The sequence below is a fragment of the Psychromonas sp. 14N.309.X.WAT.B.A12 genome (genome assembly GCF_030397575.1).
GTDB lineage: Bacteria > Pseudomonadota > Gammaproteobacteria > Enterobacterales > Psychromonadaceae > Psychromonas.
In genome coordinates, this window is sequence record NZ_JAPNXS010000007.1 from 14,950 (window position 1) to 33,263 (window position 18,314).

General features: G+C 37.6%; 19 protein-coding genes. 11 read left to right on the forward strand and 8 right to left on the reverse strand.

Features of this window, described 5'->3' with window-relative positions; translation table 11 throughout:
- Positions 1-95 precede the first annotated feature (95 nt).
- The 7 genes from katG (at position 96) to OW492_RS10350 (ending at position 5,879) form a co-directional block, all read left to right on the forward strand.
- Positions 96-2,249: a catalase/peroxidase HPI gene (gene katG / locus OW492_RS10320; protein WP_290039876.1), complete on the forward strand. Its 2,154-nt coding sequence runs from the start codon at positions 96-98 to the stop codon at positions 2,247-2,249.
- 165 nt (positions 2,250-2,414) lie between these two features.
- Entirely contained in the window at positions 2,415-2,732 is a 318-nt protein-coding gene (locus tag OW492_RS10325; RefSeq protein WP_290039877.1) for a DUF6693 family protein, read from the forward strand.
- Positions 2,733-2,845: 113 nt separating this feature from the next.
- Positions 2,846-3,892, forward strand: a complete 1,047-nt coding sequence (locus OW492_RS10330) for a DUF3549 family protein (RefSeq protein WP_290039878.1) — start codon at positions 2,846-2,848, stop codon at positions 3,890-3,892.
- An 11-nt stretch (positions 3,893-3,903) separates the two neighbouring features.
- Complete coding sequence (locus OW492_RS10335; protein ID WP_290039879.1) at positions 3,904-4,224, forward strand: DUF3301 domain-containing protein; 321 nt, start codon at positions 3,904-3,906, stop codon at positions 4,222-4,224.
- A gap of 9 nt (positions 4,225-4,233) precedes the next feature.
- A complete protein-coding gene (locus OW492_RS10340; RefSeq protein WP_290039880.1) occupies positions 4,234-4,572 on the forward strand; it encodes a hypothetical protein in 339 nt (112 codons plus the stop codon).
- A 2-nt stretch (positions 4,573-4,574) separates the two neighbouring features.
- A complete protein-coding gene (locus OW492_RS10345; protein WP_290039881.1) occupies positions 4,575-5,351 on the forward strand; it encodes a Zn-ribbon-containing protein in 777 nt (258 codons plus the stop codon).
- 36 nt (positions 5,352-5,387) lie between these two features.
- A complete protein-coding gene (locus tag OW492_RS10350; RefSeq protein WP_290040070.1) occupies positions 5,388-5,879 on the forward strand; it encodes a CreA family protein in 492 nt (163 codons plus the stop codon).
- An 83-nt stretch (positions 5,880-5,962) separates the two neighbouring features.
- Here OW492_RS10350 and hemH read toward each other — a convergent pair whose 3' ends face one another.
- The 8 genes from hemH to OW492_RS10390 all read right to left on the reverse strand — a co-directional run bounded on the left by hemH (position 5,963) and on the right by OW492_RS10390 (position 15,441).
- Complete coding sequence (hemH, locus tag OW492_RS10355) at positions 5,963-6,982, reverse strand: ferrochelatase (RefSeq protein ID WP_290039882.1); 1,020 nt, start codon at positions 6,980-6,982, stop codon at positions 5,963-5,965.
- A 184-nt stretch (positions 6,983-7,166) separates the two neighbouring features.
- Complete coding sequence (ubiG, locus tag OW492_RS10360; RefSeq protein ID WP_290039883.1) at positions 7,167-7,943, reverse strand: bifunctional 2-polyprenyl-6-hydroxyphenol methylase/3-demethylubiquinol 3-O-methyltransferase UbiG; 777 nt, start codon at positions 7,941-7,943, stop codon at positions 7,167-7,169.
- A 21-nt stretch (positions 7,944-7,964) separates the two neighbouring features.
- Positions 7,965-8,222 (reverse strand): DUF3081 family protein, encoded by a 258-nt coding sequence (locus OW492_RS10365; RefSeq protein ID WP_290039884.1) that lies wholly within the window; start codon positions 8,220-8,222, stop codon positions 7,965-7,967.
- Positions 8,223-8,368: 146 nt separating this feature from the next.
- A complete protein-coding gene (locus OW492_RS10370) occupies positions 8,369-9,703 on the reverse strand; it encodes a DEAD/DEAH box helicase (protein ID WP_290039885.1) in 1,335 nt (444 codons plus the stop codon).
- 198 nt (positions 9,704-9,901) lie between these two features.
- Positions 9,902-10,219 (reverse strand): DUF406 family protein, encoded by a 318-nt coding sequence (locus tag OW492_RS10375; protein WP_290039886.1) that lies wholly within the window; start codon positions 10,217-10,219, stop codon positions 9,902-9,904.
- A 104-nt stretch (positions 10,220-10,323) separates the two neighbouring features.
- Entirely contained in the window at positions 10,324-12,801 is a 2,478-nt protein-coding gene (locus OW492_RS10380) for a glycogen/starch/alpha-glucan phosphorylase (RefSeq protein ID WP_290039887.1), read from the reverse strand.
- Positions 12,802-13,147: 346 nt separating this feature from the next.
- Positions 13,148-14,800 (reverse strand): phosphoglucomutase (alpha-D-glucose-1,6-bisphosphate-dependent), encoded by a 1,653-nt coding sequence (gene pgm, locus OW492_RS10385; RefSeq protein WP_290039888.1) that lies wholly within the window; start codon positions 14,798-14,800, stop codon positions 13,148-13,150.
- Positions 14,801-14,829: 29 nt separating this feature from the next.
- Positions 14,830-15,441 carry a replication initiation regulator SeqA gene (locus tag OW492_RS10390; RefSeq protein ID WP_290039889.1) on the reverse strand — a complete coding sequence of 204 codons (612 nt, stop codon included), beginning with the start codon at positions 15,439-15,441 and terminating at the stop codon, positions 14,830-14,832.
- Positions 15,442-15,580: 139 nt separating this feature from the next.
- Here OW492_RS10390 and OW492_RS10395 point away from each other — a divergent pair, with 139 nt between their 5' ends.
- The 4 genes from OW492_RS10395 (at position 15,581) to fur (ending at position 18,254) form a co-directional block, all read left to right on the forward strand.
- Entirely contained in the window at positions 15,581-16,366 is a 786-nt protein-coding gene (locus OW492_RS10395; protein WP_290039890.1) for an alpha/beta fold hydrolase, read from the forward strand.
- A gap of 617 nt (positions 16,367-16,983) precedes the next feature.
- Positions 16,984-17,262: a LexA regulated protein gene (gene ybfE, locus OW492_RS10400; protein WP_113820484.1), complete on the forward strand. Its 279-nt coding sequence runs from the start codon at positions 16,984-16,986 to the stop codon at positions 17,260-17,262.
- A gap of 10 nt (positions 17,263-17,272) precedes the next feature.
- A complete protein-coding gene (gene fldA, locus OW492_RS10405) occupies positions 17,273-17,800 on the forward strand; it encodes a flavodoxin FldA (protein WP_290039891.1) in 528 nt (175 codons plus the stop codon).
- A 28-nt stretch (positions 17,801-17,828) separates the two neighbouring features.
- Positions 17,829-18,254 (forward strand): ferric iron uptake transcriptional regulator, encoded by a 426-nt coding sequence (gene fur, locus OW492_RS10410; protein WP_290039892.1) that lies wholly within the window; start codon positions 17,829-17,831, stop codon positions 18,252-18,254.
- Positions 18,255-18,314 lie beyond the last annotated feature (60 nt).

Genomic DNA, 18,314 nt, shown 5'->3' on the forward strand with positions numbered 1-18,314 from the left:
TCACATTTAAAATTGAATAAGCAATAGTAGTGCCCAACGAAAACAACATGTGCTGCAAATAAGTTTACTATTTTTTAATTTAAGAGGATTTACATATGTCTGATAGCAAGTGTCCAGTAATGCATGGTGCGGCGACAACACCAACAGCAAATAAAGTATGGTGGCCTAAAGCGCTTAACCTAGATATTCTTCACCAATACGATACTAAAACTAACCCTCTCGAAGCAGATTTTGATTACCGTGAAGCGGTGAAAACGCTTGATGTAGAATCACTTAAAAAAGACATGCACGCGCTAATGACTGATAGCCAACCTTGGTGGCCAGCAGACTGGGGACATTATGGTCCATTAATGATTCGTATGACATGGCACTCAGCGGGTACATACCGTATTGCTGATGGTCGTGGTGGTGCTGCAACAGGTAGCCAACGTTTCGCTCCTCTAAATTCATGGCCTGATAACGTTAACCTAGACAAAGCGCGTCGTCTTCTTTGGCCTATTAAAAAGAAATACGGTAACAAACTAAGCTGGGCAGATTTAATCGCTTACGCAGGTACTATCGCTTATGAATCAATGGGACTTAAAACATTTGGTTTTGCCTTTGGTCGTGAAGATATCTGGCATCCAGAAAAAGACATCTACTGGGGTTCTGAAAGAGAATGGTTAGCACCAAGTGGCAGTGAAGGTTCTCGTTACTCAGGTGAGCGTGATCTTGAAAACCCACTAGCATCAGTAATGATGGGTCTTATCTACGTAAATCCAGAAGGTGTAGATGGTAAATCGGATCCACAAAAAACAGCTGATGATATTCGCGTTACTTTCGAACGTATGGCAATGAATGACGAAGAAACGGTTGCATTAGCAGCGGGTGGTCATACAGTTGGTAAATGTCACGGTAATGGTGATGCCGCTGAGCTGGAAGATGATCCAGAAGGCGCAGCACTTGAAGATCAAGGTTTCGGTTGGTTAAACAAAACCAATCGCGGTATTGGTCGTAACACAGTGTCTAGTGGTATCGAAGGTGCTTGGACTACTAACCCAACAAAATGGGATAACGGTTACTTTGATCTACTACTTAAATATGACTGGGAACTAAAACATAGCCCAGCAGGTGCAACACAATGGGAACCTATTGGCTTAGCAGAAGAGAAAAAACCAGTTGATGTTGAAGACCTAACAACACGTTACAATCCAATTATGACTGATGCGGATATGGCAATGAAAGTTGACCCTATTTACCGTAAGATTTCTGAAAAATTTGCTAACGATCAAGAATACTTCTCAGAAGTATTTGCAAGAGCTTGGTTCAAACTAACGCACCGTGATTTAGGTCCTAAAGCACGTTACATTGGTCCAGATGTACCGCAAGAAGAGTTAATCTGGCAAGACCCTGTACCAGCTGGTAACACTAACTACGATGTTGATGCAGTTAAAGCTAAAATCGCAGCGTCTGACTTAACAGTAAGTGAACTAGTTGCAACGGCATGGGATAGTGCAAGAACCTACCGTAACTCAGATAAACGTGGTGGTGCTAACGGTGCTCGTATTCGTCTTGAGCAACAAAGAAACTGGGAAGGTAACGAACCAGAGCGTTTAGCTAAAGTATTAACAGTGTTTGAAGCAATAGCAGCTGAAAGTGGTGCAAGTCTAGCCGATGTTATCGTACTAGCGGGTAGCGTAGGTATTGAAAAATCAGCAAAAGAAGCTGGCTTTGACATTACAGTACCATTTGCACCTGGTCGTGGTGATGCATCACAAGAAATGACTGATGATGAAGCTTTTGAAGTACTTGAGCCTGTTCATGATGGATTCCGTAACTGGCAGAAAAAACATTACACAGTAACACCAGAAGAGATGCTATTGGATAAAGCGCAACTGCTAAACCTAACGGCACCAGAAATGACAGTGCTAATCGGTGGTCTACGTGTAATCGGTACTAACTACGGTGGCACTAAGCATGGTGTATTTACTGATAACGAAGGCGCATTAACTAATGACTTCTTTGTTAACCTAACTGATATGAGTAACTCATGGGTAGCTACTGGCCGTAACTCTTATGAGATTCAAGATACAGCAACAAAAGCAGTGAAATGGACAGCAACACGAGTAGACCTAGTATTCGGTTCAAACTCGATTCTTCGTTCATACGCTGAAGTTTATGCACAAGACGATAACAAAGAGAAATTTGTTAAAGACTTCGTCGCAGCTTGGGTTAAAGTAATGAATGCAGACCGCTTCGACTTAGTATAATCCAATGATTAGACTGTGATGGTCTAATAACATAATCTCTAAGCCCTGATTTTTCAGGGCTTTTTTGTATCTATACTTCCTGAATTAACAACCTAGACATCAAATAATGGCATTCCTGCACTAGATACGTTAACTTTGGTTTAACCAAATTTACTAAGGAAATATATGAAGATTCAAGCAGATGTAGGAACAATCGATATCTTAGGCCATATCATACTGTGGTTTTTATTAATCATGGTGACCTTGGGCATTGCCGCTTTCTTTTACCCTTACTCATTTTCTAAATTTGTAATTAACCGTTCAGAGTTAATTGATGACCAAGGTAAGGCGAGAAAGATGTCATGTAACACTGACCTTTTTGGCAATATTGGCCATGTTATTTTATGGATGATCATCTCTATTTTGACCTTAGGGCTAGGTTACGCCTTCTACTTCTATAAAGTCTGGAATTATTCGCTAAATAACACCACTCTCAGTAATTAACTGAATGCCCCCAAGTTTGGCGATAAATACAAGAGAGTTTGAATCACAACATAGAGGTCTTGTTGATACCTGTATATAATCGCCATACCATTAATAAATAAAGATAGTTTTTCATGAGCATGAACACCCTGACCGATTTTTTAGAACAAGCCCAATGCCAATCTCGCGTATATGACTTAGGGCGTATTGTGCAAAAAATAGATAACAGCGAATTCCAAAAAGTGGCCAATAATGAACAGGCTTACCCTTACCCTATTCAACAACATGCTTTTCTCGCAATTACCTTTTGGCAAGTTGCAGCACAAAAAGAGCACTTTGTATGGTTTTTAAAAATGCCATTAGACGAACAAGGTTTAATGAAAATTACCGCGCAAACTAGCTTTATTCGCATGGTCGTAGAAGCTATGGGAGAAAATTTAACTGCTGATGTCAGTGATAAAACACAAGAGCGTCTAGCGAGTAACCCATTCGTGTTTAAACCGAGTGCTGAAAAGTTAGCTATCTTTAATGCCAATATGAATAGTGTTTTTGTGCGCCCAGCTTCTTCATTTTATCCTGCAGTACAGGCTTATTTTTCAGGTTCAATAGACAATCAAGATTGGCAAACACTTGGCTTTCAAGGTTTTGCAGATATTGCAGCACGCTTAGATTATGACGACAATCAAAAAAAGATTATTGCAGCTTTACCAACTCTGCCAGAACAACCTTTACAAACTTTATGCTTATGTCTTGAGAACCAAACCAATATCAGTACTGAATTAGTAGAGAAAATAATAGAACAAGCAAAACAACGTTTGCATAACGGTCAGATTACTACTGCGATTTTATTATTAAGAGCGATAGCAAGCGCAAATGCACAAGGGTTAACGAAACAATTATTAGAGACACAGTTCTCTTCTGAATTGTTACATAATGCAGACTGGTATATCACAATCGCAGGTCGCTGCTGGACTCAATTGCAAAATGAAACATTATTAAATCGTTACTTTGAAGCTTTAGCTACACACCAACAGGCCCTATTTCCGCAGTTATTTGCAGACCTAGTAGCGATTCCAGCATTACGTGATAAAGTATTAAAGCAGTTACGTTTAACTGCGCGTTCTCCTGCCTTATCACAAGCCATAGGTTTGCTATTTTCTGGCCTAAAACCAACTACCTAAGGGCAATCATTATGATTATTTGGGATCTGTTATTTATTCTGCTGATGGTTTTAGTGGGTACTACTATTTGGAAGTTGCGCCAACAATCGGAGTTAGCTAAAAAACTAACTGAAGCACACTGCCATAAGCTCAGCTTACAACTATTGTCTTTTTCACGATCTCGCTTCAACTTTACATTAGGCAGTGATTTCTTGCAGGCTAGTTTTGTATTTGAGTTTAGCAGTGACGGTGACAATAACTACCAAGGCGGCTTAACTTTAAACGGATTAATTAAGCCACGTTTCCAATTACCTGCTTATCGTGTTGTTGACGATCAGCAGACTTTTCATTAGAGGTCATTTATGGATCGTATTATCTTAATTGCCCAGCAATTAATTAAAGAAGGAAAAACGCCAACTACTAGCTTAATCAAAGCGCGTTTACCTAAAAATACGCCACTCCCGACGATTATTCAAGGCTTGAAAATGTGGCAAGACAATCCAACAAAACAAATTAATACGCCAACTGAGCCTGCACTCACAGGTGCAAGTATAAGCCAGGAAAATAGCAGTATTGATGAGCTAATTAATAACCGGATTACACAAGCAATCATCCCACTACAAGAAGAGATTAAAGTCTTAAAAATGCAGATACAAACATTAGAAAATAAAATAGCGACAACGCACCCGGCGGAAGACTAACTGTGTATATTAAAGAATTGAGCTTTGAGTGCTACCAAGATACACAATATGCCGCCGTAGAGCGTGCCATTAACAACTATTTAGATATGCTGCGTTACAATGGACAGATACTTGGTAGGGAGTTCCCAGTGGCAATGCAAGGGGCTATTTTCACGACGCGTTTAGTTTGCCCAGAAGAACATAGTTTGCATGCACGTTTTAACAGTCCACAGGTAACACATGCTTTGCAAGGATTAACCAATGCAGGCTTATTAGCTCCAAAAATAAAGACTATCGCGGAAGATCTTAACTCACAACAATGTGCTACCAATTTTAACCCAAGCTGGCAGATCTTATACACTACATTTTTAGATACTTGCTCACCAATACGTTGCGGTGAAACCTTAGCACCTATTCCGCTTTACCGTACACCAGAAGAGATAAGTAATGGTGACCGTAAAAGTGCAATTAAGTGGCAAGAAGAGTGGGTTAACTTAGATGAATTACAGATGAATGGCTCAGCAGTATCAAGTGCCGCATTAAAAGAGTTAGGTGAAGTTGACAGTAAATTCTTTTATCGTGGAACTAATCTGTGCAAACGCATTCAATATATAACCAAAGTCCCTACTTATTATTATTTATATCGAGTCGCTGGTAAATCATTACAAGAAGAGCAAAATAGACCTTGCCCAAGCTGTGGTGGTGACTGGAAATTAAATGAACCCTTATTCGATATTTTTGACTTTAAGTGTGACCAATGCCAACTTGTCTCCAACCTTTCGTGGGACTTTAAAAAATAGGATATAACCATGTTAAAAAAAATAAAAATCATCATTATGGTATTAATATTGTTGATTATCGGCTTCTTTGTATTAAGAGGCTGCTCTCAGGATGAAGTAGGCGATGTCAGCTTAGGTTTATTTACCACTCAAGATATTAAACTCAATATTTTAAAAGATCCTCTAGTGCCGGGTGTAACCTGTCATATTGCATCAATAGAAGCTGATTTAAGCTTTTCTGATCCTAGTGATAGCGCTATTTCATGTCGTCAAACCGGTGAGGTTACATTAGCAATGATAGCTAAGATTGATAAAAGTAAATCTGGTGAAGTTGTCTTTAAGAAGTCGAAAAGTATCTTCTTTAAAAATATGAAAATCCGTCGTATTTTTGATACGGAGAACCAAACCTTAATGTATGTTTCTTACTCAACAAAAGAAACATCGGGTAGCTTCAAACATAGTTTATCAACTGTACCGCTATGGGGCACAGATGCTTATCAAGAAAAGGCAGCTGTAACACCACAGAAAGAGTCACAAGACACGCTATAAAATACCAATTGGTGAATAAAAAATGCCCCGTATAAGCATCACTTAACGGGGCATTTTTGTATATATTAACACTCATTAACACTTTATAGATTAGGTTTTAATACCTCAAACATGGCTTCAATGTGATCATCGCGATCATTTAACGCTGCAATATAACGATATTTTTCGCCACCAGCTTCTTCAAATATCTCTCTATTCTCAGACTCTAATTCTTCTAATGTTTCCAGACAATCAGCGCTGAAAGCCGGGCTAATAATTGCAACGTCTTTGATACCTTGTGCCGGAAAACTTTCTAAGGTTGCATCGGTGTAAGGTTTTAACCACTCTGCTTTACCAAAACGACTCTGAAAAGTACTGATCACTAAGTCTTTGTCTAAATTTAACTTTTCCATCACTAAACGTGTTGTTTGCAAGCATAAACAATAATAAGGATCGCCGTTTTTTAAAAATAGCTTTGGCATCCCATGGTATGAAAAAACAATTTTTTGCGGTGTACCATTCTTTTCTAAATCTTCTGCAACACTATTAGCTAACGATTCAATATAGCTAGTATTTTTATGATAACCGTTAATAAAGTGCAATTCTGGCACCCAACGCCAAGTCTGTAATACTCTAGCAACAGCATCGAAGGTTGAGCCGGTGGTAGGGCTAGAATATTGAGGGTAAAGAGGCAATACGACAATGCGTGTAAAGCCTTTCTCACGTAACGTTTTCAAACCAGACTCAATGGATGGGTTGCCATAACGCATACTCATCACTACTTCTGTATCTTGGTAACCTTTTTCTTTTAATAGCAAGCTTAGCTTATCACGCTGTAACTCGGTAATATGAGTTAAAGGTGAGCCATTTTCAGTCCAAATACTGTTATATAACTTAGCCGACTTTTTAGGTCTTACTCGCAGAACAATACCATGCAGAATTATCATCCAAATAAGACGTGGTATTTCGACAATACGTCGATCCGATAAAAATTCTCGCAAATAAATACGAACTGCTTTAGTAGAAGGCTCATCTGGACTACCTAAATTTGTTAGTAAAATACCTGTTTTTTGATGAAAGCGACCTTCGTGAGGATTATCAGTGATACCAGAGAAACGCGACACATTAAGCTCCTTTGTTGAGCATTAAAAATAATAGTATAAAGTTATGTACTCGACTGGCATTAGTGTAGATCAATATTAAATAACTAATATCAAAGACCTTGTAAACTATTTAATTAGTTTTTAATATGCAATATTAGTGAGTTTAAATAACCTTAAAAACTTAAATAACTAGTTGAAATATAGCTCATTCAACGTTTAAGGAATAATCTTTTTTATCTATTGAGTCCATTGGCTTTACAATGCACATAGCATAATTAACAGATAAATCTTTTTCTGATACAGACCAACTCCATTTTAGTGGATTAAACACAAAGCCTTGCTGATCTTGGATATTTAATTGAGCTTGATTAATCATTTTTTGTAACTCAACAGGCTTAATAAACTTACTCCATTGATGAGTACCAATTGGCAACCAACGCATCACCCTTTCAGCGCCGAAAATAGCAACAATATAACTTTTTATATTACGATTAATTGTCGAACAAATCATTAATCCGCCAGGCTTTAGCATGCGACCACAAGCTTCCAAAAAGTCACTAGGATTAGCAACATGTTCTATCACTTCCATATTCAATATCACATCAAATAACTCGTCTTGCTCCAACAAATTTTCAGCTAATGTGTTTCGATAATCAATCTTTAAACCAGACTGTTGAGCATGCAATTGTGCAACAGGTATATTATTGGGAGCAGCATCTGCTCCCAATACATCAGCACCGAGTGCGGCCATTGGCTCGCTTAATAAACCGCCACCACAACCAATATCTAACAAACGTAAGCCGTTGAATGGCAGTGTTGATTGACTATCTCTACGGTAGTGTGAGGCTACCTGTTGAGTGATGTAGGCAAGACGCGTTGGGTTTAATTTATGTAATGGTTTAAATTTTCCTTGCGGATCCCACCACTCGCTAGCCATAGCTTGGAATTTTTTAACTTCGTCTGGATTCAATGTATTCATCATGATCAACTTATCTGTTAATACTTAATCGTCTAATAACTTCGCGACTTTTTTAAAGAAGATCTTTAGCGTTTCTTCATTGTCATAATCTAAGTCATAAGCACCGTGGAATAGTAACGTCACGGTTAAATCCTTAAAGGCTAGCCAACATGTATAACCATCAAAGTCATGTGAAGCGGTGATGTCCTGATATTGATACACACCTTCGGACTTAACACCTTTACTAGTAATTAATTCAAATACTTGTAATAAATGGCGTTTTTTCATTTTATTAATATCCATCATTTCACCTTTTTAGTATTGATACCCATTACAATAAATACTGTTATGAGTATTATTTATTAATACGCAATGGCAGATAAAAAGATCAAAAAAAGCCCCGGTGATTGCTCAGCGGGGCAGAATAATAATTAATGGTAAGCTAATGATTAATCTTCAGAATCATCAATAATAACGCGTTTTTTACGACGCATTGGAGCTGCTCCAACATCGATTGATTCATGGAAAACATTCTCTTGTTTTTTATTACTTACTCTGGCTTTTTTAACCGCTGGCTTCTTCTTATCAGCCACTACTTTTTTCTCTTTAAAGACCTTCTTAGGTGCTGGTTTTAATCCTTTAAACTTAGGATTAATCCCCTCCACCTTATCAAAGCTAATTTTTTGAGCAACAAAGCTTTCTACTTTTTTAAAATTATCCCAATCTTTTGGACCAATAATAGAAATAGCATCACCCAACTCACCTGCACGCCCAGTTCGACCAATACGATGAATATATTCTTCAGTATGCTTTGGAATATCAAAGTTTAAAACGTGGCTTACATGCACTAAGTCTAAACCGCGTGAAGCGATATCAGTTGTTACTAATATTTTTTGTTTACCGCGAGAGAATGAATCCATAATTTTATTACGGTTCGCTTGAGATAACTCTCCATGCAATGCTACTGCCGACATTCCTTTTTCAATTAAAATAGCACTTAAGCGCTCGGTATCAGCACGTGTTGCAGTGAAGATAATAGCTTGATCAATCTGTTCTTCTTTTAAAAAATGAAATAATAACTTCTCTTTTTGATTCAAATTATCAGCCAAGTAAAAACGCTGCGTAATCTCACTATGTTGTTGGTTTTCTTCACCCACTGTAATGCGAATAGGTGACTTTAATAAATGCCCCGCAAACTCATTTACTTCGCCATGACCCAACGTTGCTGAAAACATTAATGTCTGACGTAAACGGTGATTTGCCGCTTCGTTAATTGCTGTTAACTGCTCAGCAAAACCTAAGTCCAACATACGGTCAGCTTCATCTAAAATTAATAGTTCTAACCCCGGTAAATGTAGCAGCCCTTTTTTAACATGGTCCACAATTCGCCCCGGTGTGCCAACAATAAAATGCGGGTCTTTATCAATGGCTTTTACTTGATCATTAAAGTTTTCACCACCTAAAACTAAAATAGATTTCACACTGGTGTTAGATACTAATAAACGCAATTGCGCATAAACCTGTTTAGCTAACTCACGCGTTGGCGTTAGGATTAGTACACGAGGATCACGTCGCGTAAGAGCACGACTTTTCAAAACACGCTGCATGGCAGGTAATAAGTACGCAAGTGTTTTACCTGAGCCTGTTTTAGAGGATGCTAAAAGATCTTTCCCTGCAATTGCCACCGGAATGGAATCAGCTTGAATTTGTGTTGTTTCTTTAAAACCTAAATGTGAAACAGAAGTGATCAAACGCTGATCAATGGGTAAATCTTTAATTAGCAATGTATGCTCCAAAACAGTCAAAATAATTAGTTAAAGGTTAAGTATAACGATTAAGCATAAAATTAAGAAATGAAGTTTGCAATTGCGAAGAAAAAAACTGATTTTAGCAGCCAGTATATTAAAACAAAGGGCAATAAGCGCTCCATAACATCAGAAAATAGGTTTAGGTAGCTTATTCGGTTGTTCAATTTAAATGCGTTAGATACTACTCAACCCCATTTCAAATATTAGCTTTTCTGCGGTACATTCAAATTTCAGGCTCACTTTACTTTCAACTGCATATTCCACTTCTTTATAGTCGACTGAAACCTGCACTTCTGGAAAGCGAGTTTGTGCAGATTGAATATACTTATCAGCTAATTGTTCAACACTAGCTTTGTCTGGACCGCTAAAAGGCAGAATAAGTAGCGTATCATCCTCTGTAATCACTGAGCCAAGTTCAACAAAAGTACCGCAGGCTTCGCAGATATTATTCTCTTGATTGTTTTTTTGTAGTGCCGTTTCTTGTGTAAACATAATGACCTCTTAACTCGTTATACATCATGCTTAATTGTAACTCGCTTTAAATAAAAAAGGCGACACCTGAGGGTCGCCCTTTCACCTTTTAATGATTTACATCATTAAGCAATGGGAAATTTCTTCAAATTCCAAATTTTGGTTGCATAATCTTCGATTGATCTATCCGAATTAAACTTACCCATCGCCCCTGCATTTAAGATCGCTTTTTCAGCCCAAGCAGACTGATCTCGATATAAGGTATCAATAGCTTGATGCGCATTAACATAAGACTCATAGTCAGCAAGACAGAGGTATTCATCGCCCCACTCTAATAAACTACGTTTAATATCTGACAATAAACCTGGATGACTAGGAGTGAAGAAGTCGCTGTCTAACCAATCCAAGACTGATTTTAACTCTGGATTATTGTAGTAATAATCGTATGGATTATAACCTTCTGCTTTTAACGCCTTCACTTCATCAACACTTAACCCGAAGATAAACATATGCTCTGCGCCAATCTCTTCGGCCATCTCTATATTTGCACCATCCATCGTGCCGATGGTCAACGCACCATTTAAAGAGAACTTCATGTTACCAGTGCCTGATGCCTCCAACCCTGCGGTTGATATTTGCTCAGAAACGTCTGCAGCAGGAAACATTTTTTCTGCTAGAGAAACACGGTAATTTGGTAAGAACACGACCTTCAATTTATCTTTAATACGAACATCATTATTAACTTTGTCAGCGATTTTATTCAGAGCAAAAATAATCTCTTTTGCCATGTGATAGCCCGGTGCAGCTTTTGCCCCGAATAAAAAAACACGTGGCACCATATCGTAGTCAGGATCTTCTAATAAACGTTTATATAAGGTAAGAATATGGATCAGGTTTAACTGCTGACGCTTGTATTCGTGCAAACGTTTAATTTGCACATCAAAAATCGCATCCACAGAAACATCTACCCCCGTTTCTTCTTTAATTATTTTAGCCATGACCACTTTATTTTCTTTTTTAATATCCATAAAGCGTTGTTGAAAAGCACTGTCACTCGCTTTAGGTAAGATACCTTTGAGTTTATCTAAGTTAAGTACCCAGTCATCACCAATAGTCTCATCTAACAAAGTGGCTAAGCCAGGATTACAAGCTTTTAACCAGCGACGTGGTGTAACACCATTGGTTACATTCACTAGCTTGGTTGGGAATAACTCGTGGAACTCAGGAAACAGATCCGTTTTTACTAATTCAGAATGAACTGCCGCGACCCCATTTACCTTGTAAGCGGTAATAACACATAAATTAGCCATGCGTACCATGCGCGGTTGAGACTCCTCAATAACCGACAATTTGGATTTTTTGGCATCGTCACCAGGCCATTTTTTCTCAACTACTTTAGTTAAAAATTGAGAGTTGATTTCATAGATAATCTCTAAATGACGAGGTAATACTTTTTCAAATAATGCGACCGACCATTTTTCTAAAGCTTCTGGCAATAAAGTATGATTAGTATAAGCAAAGGTTTTTTGACAAATCTCCCATGCTTCAGGCCATTCTAAAGCTTCTTCATCAATTAAAATGCGCATTAATTCCGGGATTGCAATGGTTGGATGCGTATCGTTTAATTGAATAGCGACCTTTTCAGGCAGCAATGACCACTCTTCTTTATTCGCGCGTTTAAAACGACGTAAAATATCTTTTACTGAACAAGCACAGAAAAAGTATTGCTGAATTAAACGTAACTCTTTACCTGCATCTGTTGAGTCGTTTGGATAAAGCACTTTAGATACTGTCTCTGCTTTTGACTTCTCAGCCTGTGCATCAACATAACCACCCGCATTAAATACATCCCAATCAAATGCTTCATGGGAACGACTTTCCCATAAACGTAAAATATTAACGGTTTTTGCACCATAGCCAACAATGGGGATATCCCAAGGTACCCCTTTTAGTTTTTGGCCTGCATGCCAAACTTTACGAGAGCCTTTACCTTGTTCATAGACAGTTTCAACGTAACCATATAACGGTACAAATTGAATCGATTCTGGACGGCAAATTTCCCAAGGATTACCGTATTCACGCCACGTATCTGGACGTTCTATTTGACGACCATCTTGGAATTCTTGCTTAAATAAACCATGCTCATAGTGGATACCATAACCTATTGCAGGGTAACCTAAGGTTGCTAAGGAATCGATAAAACAAGCTGCTAGCCGCCCAAGTCCTCCATTACCTAAGGCCATATCTGGCTCTTCATCGCATATTTCGTAGAGGTCTTTACCTAATGCTTTTAACGCTTGTTGCGTAACATCAAATACTTCTAGATTCTGTAGGTTGTTTGATAATAGCCGCCCCATTAAAAACTCAAGAGATAAGTAATTAACCGCACGTGTATCTTTTTCGGCATGATTCTGATGTGTTTGTGTCAACTTTTCAAAAACAAGTTCATTGACTGCTTGGCAAGTTGCGTTCCACCAAGCTTTATTGTTTGCTTTATTTTTATCTGTACCCAGCCCTTTATGGAGGCGGTCGATAATCGCTTGTTGCATTTCAGCACAGTTGACTGATGGAACTGCAACTGATGTTTTTTGTTTAGTCGCCATGATATACCCATTAATTTAATAAATAGTTAAAGTAATACCAATCACACCAATGAAATGATTACTTATTTTATGTAATCGGTATCAGTTCTATCGCGTGTAAAACTTTCTTGTATAAATAATGAGCCCAAAAGAGCAATACAGTCGAATAAAACAGATTATTCTTCGTACAAATAAAGTAATACTAAAAAAACCATCAAAAAACAACTTTAATAAAAATTATATTGAAAAGAGTGACTGGAGATATTAGGCCTGGAAATAAGGTATAAAAAAGGCGAGGTAGAAACCTCGCCTAAAAACAGTAGTTTAACTTTAATTGATACTTAATTCATGGAATACACGTTTACTTTTATAAACCTGCTTTTGCAAACGCTTGTGCGACGATTTGCTGTGCTTCTGTTTGAATTAATGCAATATGCTCTTCGCCCAAGAAAGACTCTGAATAAATTTTATAAATATTTTCAGTGCCCGATGGACGTGCAGCAAACCAACCATTTTCAGTGGTGACTTTTAAACCACCGATAGCTGCACCGTTACCTGGAGCATGCGTTAATTTAGCAGTAATTTTTTCACCCGCTAAAGTTTCCGCTTCCACCATATCAGGACTTAGATTAGCTAATACTTTCTTTTGTTCAGGTGATGCAGGTGCATCAAAACGCTGGTAAACAGGAGCCCCGAATTTAGCAACAAACTCAGCATAATGTTCACCAGGATCTTTCTTGGTAACCGCAATAATTTCAGCAGCTAACAATGCTAAGATGATGCCGTCTTTATCTGTGCTCCAAACAGTACCGTCTTTACGTAAGAAAGAAGCACCAGCACTTTCTTCACCGCCAAACCCAAAGCTACCATCAAATAAGCCATCAACAAACCATTTAAAACCAACCGGTACTTCCGACATTTCACGACCTAAATCGTTAACAACACGGTCAATCATTGAACTTGAAACCAGTGTTTTACCAACAATCGCCTTGTCAGACCATTCACTACGGTGTGTAAATAAGTAATTAATAGCAACCGCAAGGTAATGATTTGGGTTTAATAGGCCAGAAGATTTAGTCACAATACCATGACGGTCATAATCAGGATCATTAGCGACAGCGACGTCGAATTTATCTTTTAACTCAATTAATCCAGCCATTGCATAAGGTGATGAACAATCCATACGGATTTTGCCATCTTTATCTAATGTCATGAATGAGAATGTTGGATCAACACGATCATTTACCACTTCAATATTAATGCCATAGGTTTCAGCAATAACAGGCCAGTAAGCCACCCCTGACCCACCTAATGTATCAACACCAATAGTAATGCCCGATTTTGCAATAGCTTCTAAATCTAAAACATTTTTTAAATCGTCAACATAAGGCTTAATATAATCATACTCTTCAACTAAATCTGACTGCATTGCTTCATCAAAATCAGCTTGTAAAATATCATCGTAATTATCATTCAGTATTTCATTTGCGCGATCTTGAATGATTTTAGTGACATCACTGTCAGCTGGGCCGCCATTTGGAGGATTATATTTAAAACCACCATCTTCCGGTGGGTTATGTGAAGGTGTGATAACAATACCATCAGCCAATGAATCAGGGTTAGCTTGATTATATTGTAAGATTGCGTGAGAAATAACCGGCGTTGGAGTGTAACCTCCACCTTGTTGAACAACGACTTTAATGCCATTTTCAACTAGCACTTGTACTGCAGATATAAATGCAGGCTCAGACAAAGCATGCGTATCCTTACCAATAAACATTGGTCCAGTGTAACCTTGCTCTTTACGATACTCAGCAAGTGCTTGGGTAATAGCGAGAATATGTAACTCGGTAAATGCATACTTAAATGAGCTACCGCGATGGCCAGAAGTACCAAAAGCAACTTGTTGCTCTGGGACTTCAACGTCCGGTAGGTTTACATAATATGCAGAAACTAACTTTGGAATATTAACTAAATCATTTGCTTGTGCTGGTTTACCAGCGCGTGGATGAATTGCCATAAGTGCCTCAGATTTGTTATTGGAATAAATTAAATTTCTTCTTTTATTCGTCCGATCAAATGATGTGGATAACCCATTGATGCCATCATTTGTGTCAAAATAATACGTTTACGTCCTGTATTCGCATTCGTAATCACCCAGTATGGCGTGTTTGGAATGGCTCTAGGCTTGCTGGCTTTGAACTGAGCTAACTCTTCTTCATTATCCGAATTTAATAGCTCTTCAAGTTGCGTTCCTAGATAGGCTCGAGTGCGCCCTTTAGTTGTTTCAGCAGCTTCAATAAACTCTGCCTTTTTTTCAAAGTACATGGTGGTTAACATCATCATAAACTTATTAGTGATCACCGTTTCAGCTTTGAAGGTAGGATCATTAAATAATTCACTAACCCCTTTATGTACAAATACACCTTTGGTGTTATCCGTCTCTTGTTCTGCTGTACTTATTTTCTCAGTAGATGTTGAATCAGACGTGACAGTTTCGACTTTAGGAGGCTGAATTGGGCTTGCCTCTATTTCAACTAAATTGTTTTCTTTAGGTAGCGCCAATAAACGACGAAGAATTTGCGAGGGAGTTTCGCCGAAAGCTTCAATATTGTTTAAAATATGCTTATATAGATCATCTTCTATTTCAATCGTCTTCATTATATCCCCATGACATGACTTATTTATCCACCAAAGTGCTTACTATTTATGTAATAAGTACACTGTAAACGCGTTCAGCTTTGATGCATAATTTGTTATTCTTTAACACTTTATTTATTTTTACTTAAAATGAGCCGTTATGCTACTAAATTACCAATTAAAACCATCTACTCGTGACCAATCGTCAGATAAAAAACAAGTTATTTTTTTAATTCATGGCTTATTTGGTAGTTTATCTAACCTATCTAGCCTTGGAAAAGAGTTACAAAATGATTATGACGTGGTCTTAGTTGATGTCCGAAATCATGGCCAAAGTGAGCGTAATGCGTCAATGAGTTATGCTGAAATGGCTGATGATATTTTTAAACTCGCGGATCATTTACAAGTTGAGCATTTTTCAATTTTGGGCCACTCAATGGGTGGTAAAATTGCCATGAGCTGTGCATTAACAAAGCCACAACGTATTCAACGCCTCATTGTTGCTGATATTGCACCTTTGCCACATGCCGATAAACACAGTGATGTATTTGCAGGTTTAAAAGCGGTAAAAGCATCGAATGTACAAAGCAGATCTGAAGCAGACAAAGTGTTAGCAGAGTATGTTGATACTCCTGAAATTAGACAATTTTTATTGAAGTCTTACCAACGCACTAGTGATGGTTTTCAATTTGTTTATGACTTAGAAAATTTGTACAACAACTACACTTCAATCATAGATTGGCCTGAACAAAGCAATATCTATTCAAACCCTACCTTATTCATTAAAGGTGAGTTGTCAGATTACATTGAAGAAGCTAGCCAACCGGCAATCGTAAAACTCTTTCCGAATGCAAAACTAAAAGTGATTAATGCAACAGGACATTGGCTACATGCTGAAAAACCAAAAACCTTTAACCGCTTAGCGATTAACTTTTTTGCTCAATAAACCACCATTTTAAGAACATATTTATCTATTTTAGATGGCATCTGATGTCGATACCCGTTATCATTCGAGGTGCAAAATTCAAGCAAGTCAAAAACTCAGTTTTCTAGGTGGCTTTATAGTGGCCTAGAAACCGAAATGGACTTTCTAATCTTGATAATGAATATATCATTAATCAGGATTAACTAGAGGATTAACTAAAGTTAATCACTCAAAAACAACTAAAATGTTTGCCTCAACACTTGTCATGCAAGTCGTTAGCTCAAAAACCAACTAACTACTACAATTAACAAAAAGGTGTTATCACCTTAGGTTGTATTTCATGTTAAGTACTGTTTAACACAGTACTAGTTAGGTAGGTATGGCACATATACATTTTTAAAGCAGTAAAAGCAGGTTGTAGGGTAATCTCAATAAACAGATCAAATTGAGTTTACCAGTACTGGATTCAAGTAATGAGCAACCTATGTTGATGCTGAAACAGTGATATTTTGAGTTGTATTGGCTTTATTGCAAAAGCAATGATTGAAATTGTGTGGGTTAATTCAGGCATTGGTTAAATAATTCAATGATTGTATTGTTAGGTAAGTGTAGTTAAGTAAGAATTGTTAGGTAACATAATGGCAAAGGAATCATTTGATCGCATTACTAGCGATCTATTTGCAAACGAGGTACGCCGAGGCAGACCTAAAAGTAATCCTCATTCGCGTCAAGTTCAGCTAAAAATAAATAAGCAGAAACAGACGTTAAGAGATAAACAAAACGGTTTAAAAAGAATCGAATTAAAAGTAGATAGTGCATTATTTGATAAACTGAATGCACTATCGGATACACAATCAATAAGTCGTGCAGAGTTAATTAATCAACTACTTCACGCACAGTTAAATCAAATAAATTAAGGTATAAAGTATGTCTAGCGTAGGTATTTTCTTTGGTAGCGATACAGGTAACACTGAAGCTGTTGCAAAAATGATACAAAAAGAATTAGGTAACAAGTTAGTAGAAGTAAAAGATATTGCCAAAAGCAGTAAAGAAGATATTGCTGAATTCAGCCTTATTTTATTTGGTATCCCTACTTGGTACTACGGCGAAGCTCAATGTGATTGGGATGATTTCTTCCCAGATCTAGAAGATATCGACTTTACAGATAAGTTAGTCGCTATTTTTGGGTGTGGTGACCAAGAAGATTATGCAGAATACTTTTTAGATGCAATGGGACAATTAGGCGATATAGTTGAAAGTAAAGGTGCTATTATTGTAGGTAATTGGCCATCAGAAAGTTATGACTTTGAAGCATCAAAAGCAATGGTCGATGATAACCACTTTATTGGTTTAGGGATTGATGAAGACCGTCAACCTGAATTAACAGCATCACGTGTAAAAGCTTGGTCTGAACAAATTTATAACGAAATGTGCTTAGCAGAATTAGCCGACTAAATTCCACAGACAGCAGTTAGGATACAACATGAGTAATGAAAATTTAGCCCTTAAAGAAGCAGGTTTAAAAGTAACATCACCACGTTTAAAGATTTTAAGCTTATTACAATTGCCAGAAAATCAACATTTAAGCGCAGAAGATCTGTATAAAAAATTACTAGATCAAGGTGATGAAGTAGGTGTAGCAACAGTATACCGTGTATTAAACCAATTTGATGATGCGGGCATTGTTACTCGTCACCATTTTGAAGGCGGAAAATCTGTTTTTGAGCTAACCCACAAAGAGCACCATGACCATCTTGTGTGTCTTAAGTGTGGTGAAGTAATCGAATTTAATGATCCAATCATTGAAGAGCGTCAAATGCTAATTGCTGAAAAATATGGTATAAAATTAACTAACCACAGTTTATACCTTTACGGTGAACCAGTTGATGATGAGTGTAAACATAAGTAGTTTTGCACTGTACGCCTAACGCTTGATAGAAAGCCTGTTTTATAACAGGCTTTTTTATAT

Excerpts from the sequence above, each read along its gene's own strand:
- ubiG (WP_290039883.1), bottom strand. The coding sequence starts at position 7,943 with ATGATGAATACATTGAATCCAGACGAAGTTAAAAAATTCCAAGCTATG.
- fldA (WP_290039891.1), top strand. The coding sequence starts at position 17,273 with ATGTCTAGCGTAGGTATTTTCTTTGGTAGCGATACAGGTAACACTGAA.
- OW492_RS10365 (WP_290039884.1), bottom strand. The coding sequence starts at position 8,222 with ATGGATATTAATAAAATGAAAAAACGCCATTTATTACAAGTATTTGAA.
- OW492_RS10375 (WP_290039886.1), bottom strand. The coding sequence starts at position 10,219 with ATGTTTACACAAGAAACGGCACTACAAAAAAACAATCAAGAGAATAAT.
- fur (WP_290039892.1), top strand. The coding sequence starts at position 17,829 with ATGAGTAATGAAAATTTAGCCCTTAAAGAAGCAGGTTTAAAAGTAACA.
- pgm (WP_290039888.1), bottom strand. The coding sequence starts at position 14,800 with ATGGCAATTCATCCACGCGCTGGTAAACCAGCACAAGCAAATGATTTA.
- katG (WP_290039876.1), top strand. The coding sequence starts at position 96 with ATGTCTGATAGCAAGTGTCCAGTAATGCATGGTGCGGCGACAACACCA.
- ybfE (WP_113820484.1), top strand. The coding sequence starts at position 16,984 with ATGGCAAAGGAATCATTTGATCGCATTACTAGCGATCTATTTGCAAAC.
- OW492_RS10335 (WP_290039879.1), top strand. The coding sequence starts at position 3,904 with ATGATTATTTGGGATCTGTTATTTATTCTGCTGATGGTTTTAGTGGGT.
- OW492_RS10395 (WP_290039890.1), top strand. The coding sequence starts at position 15,581 with ATGCTACTAAATTACCAATTAAAACCATCTACTCGTGACCAATCGTCA.
- OW492_RS10330 (WP_290039878.1), top strand. The coding sequence starts at position 2,846 with ATGAGCATGAACACCCTGACCGATTTTTTAGAACAAGCCCAATGCCAA.
- OW492_RS10340 (WP_290039880.1), top strand. The coding sequence starts at position 4,234 with ATGGATCGTATTATCTTAATTGCCCAGCAATTAATTAAAGAAGGAAAA.
- OW492_RS10380 (WP_290039887.1), bottom strand. The coding sequence starts at position 12,801 with ATGGCGACTAAACAAAAAACATCAGTTGCAGTTCCATCAGTCAACTGT.
- OW492_RS10390 (WP_290039889.1), bottom strand. The coding sequence starts at position 15,441 with ATGAAGACGATTGAAATAGAAGATGATCTATATAAGCATATTTTAAAC.
- OW492_RS10350 (WP_290040070.1), top strand. The coding sequence starts at position 5,388 with ATGGTATTAATATTGTTGATTATCGGCTTCTTTGTATTAAGAGGCTGC.
- OW492_RS10325 (WP_290039877.1), top strand. The coding sequence starts at position 2,415 with ATGAAGATTCAAGCAGATGTAGGAACAATCGATATCTTAGGCCATATC.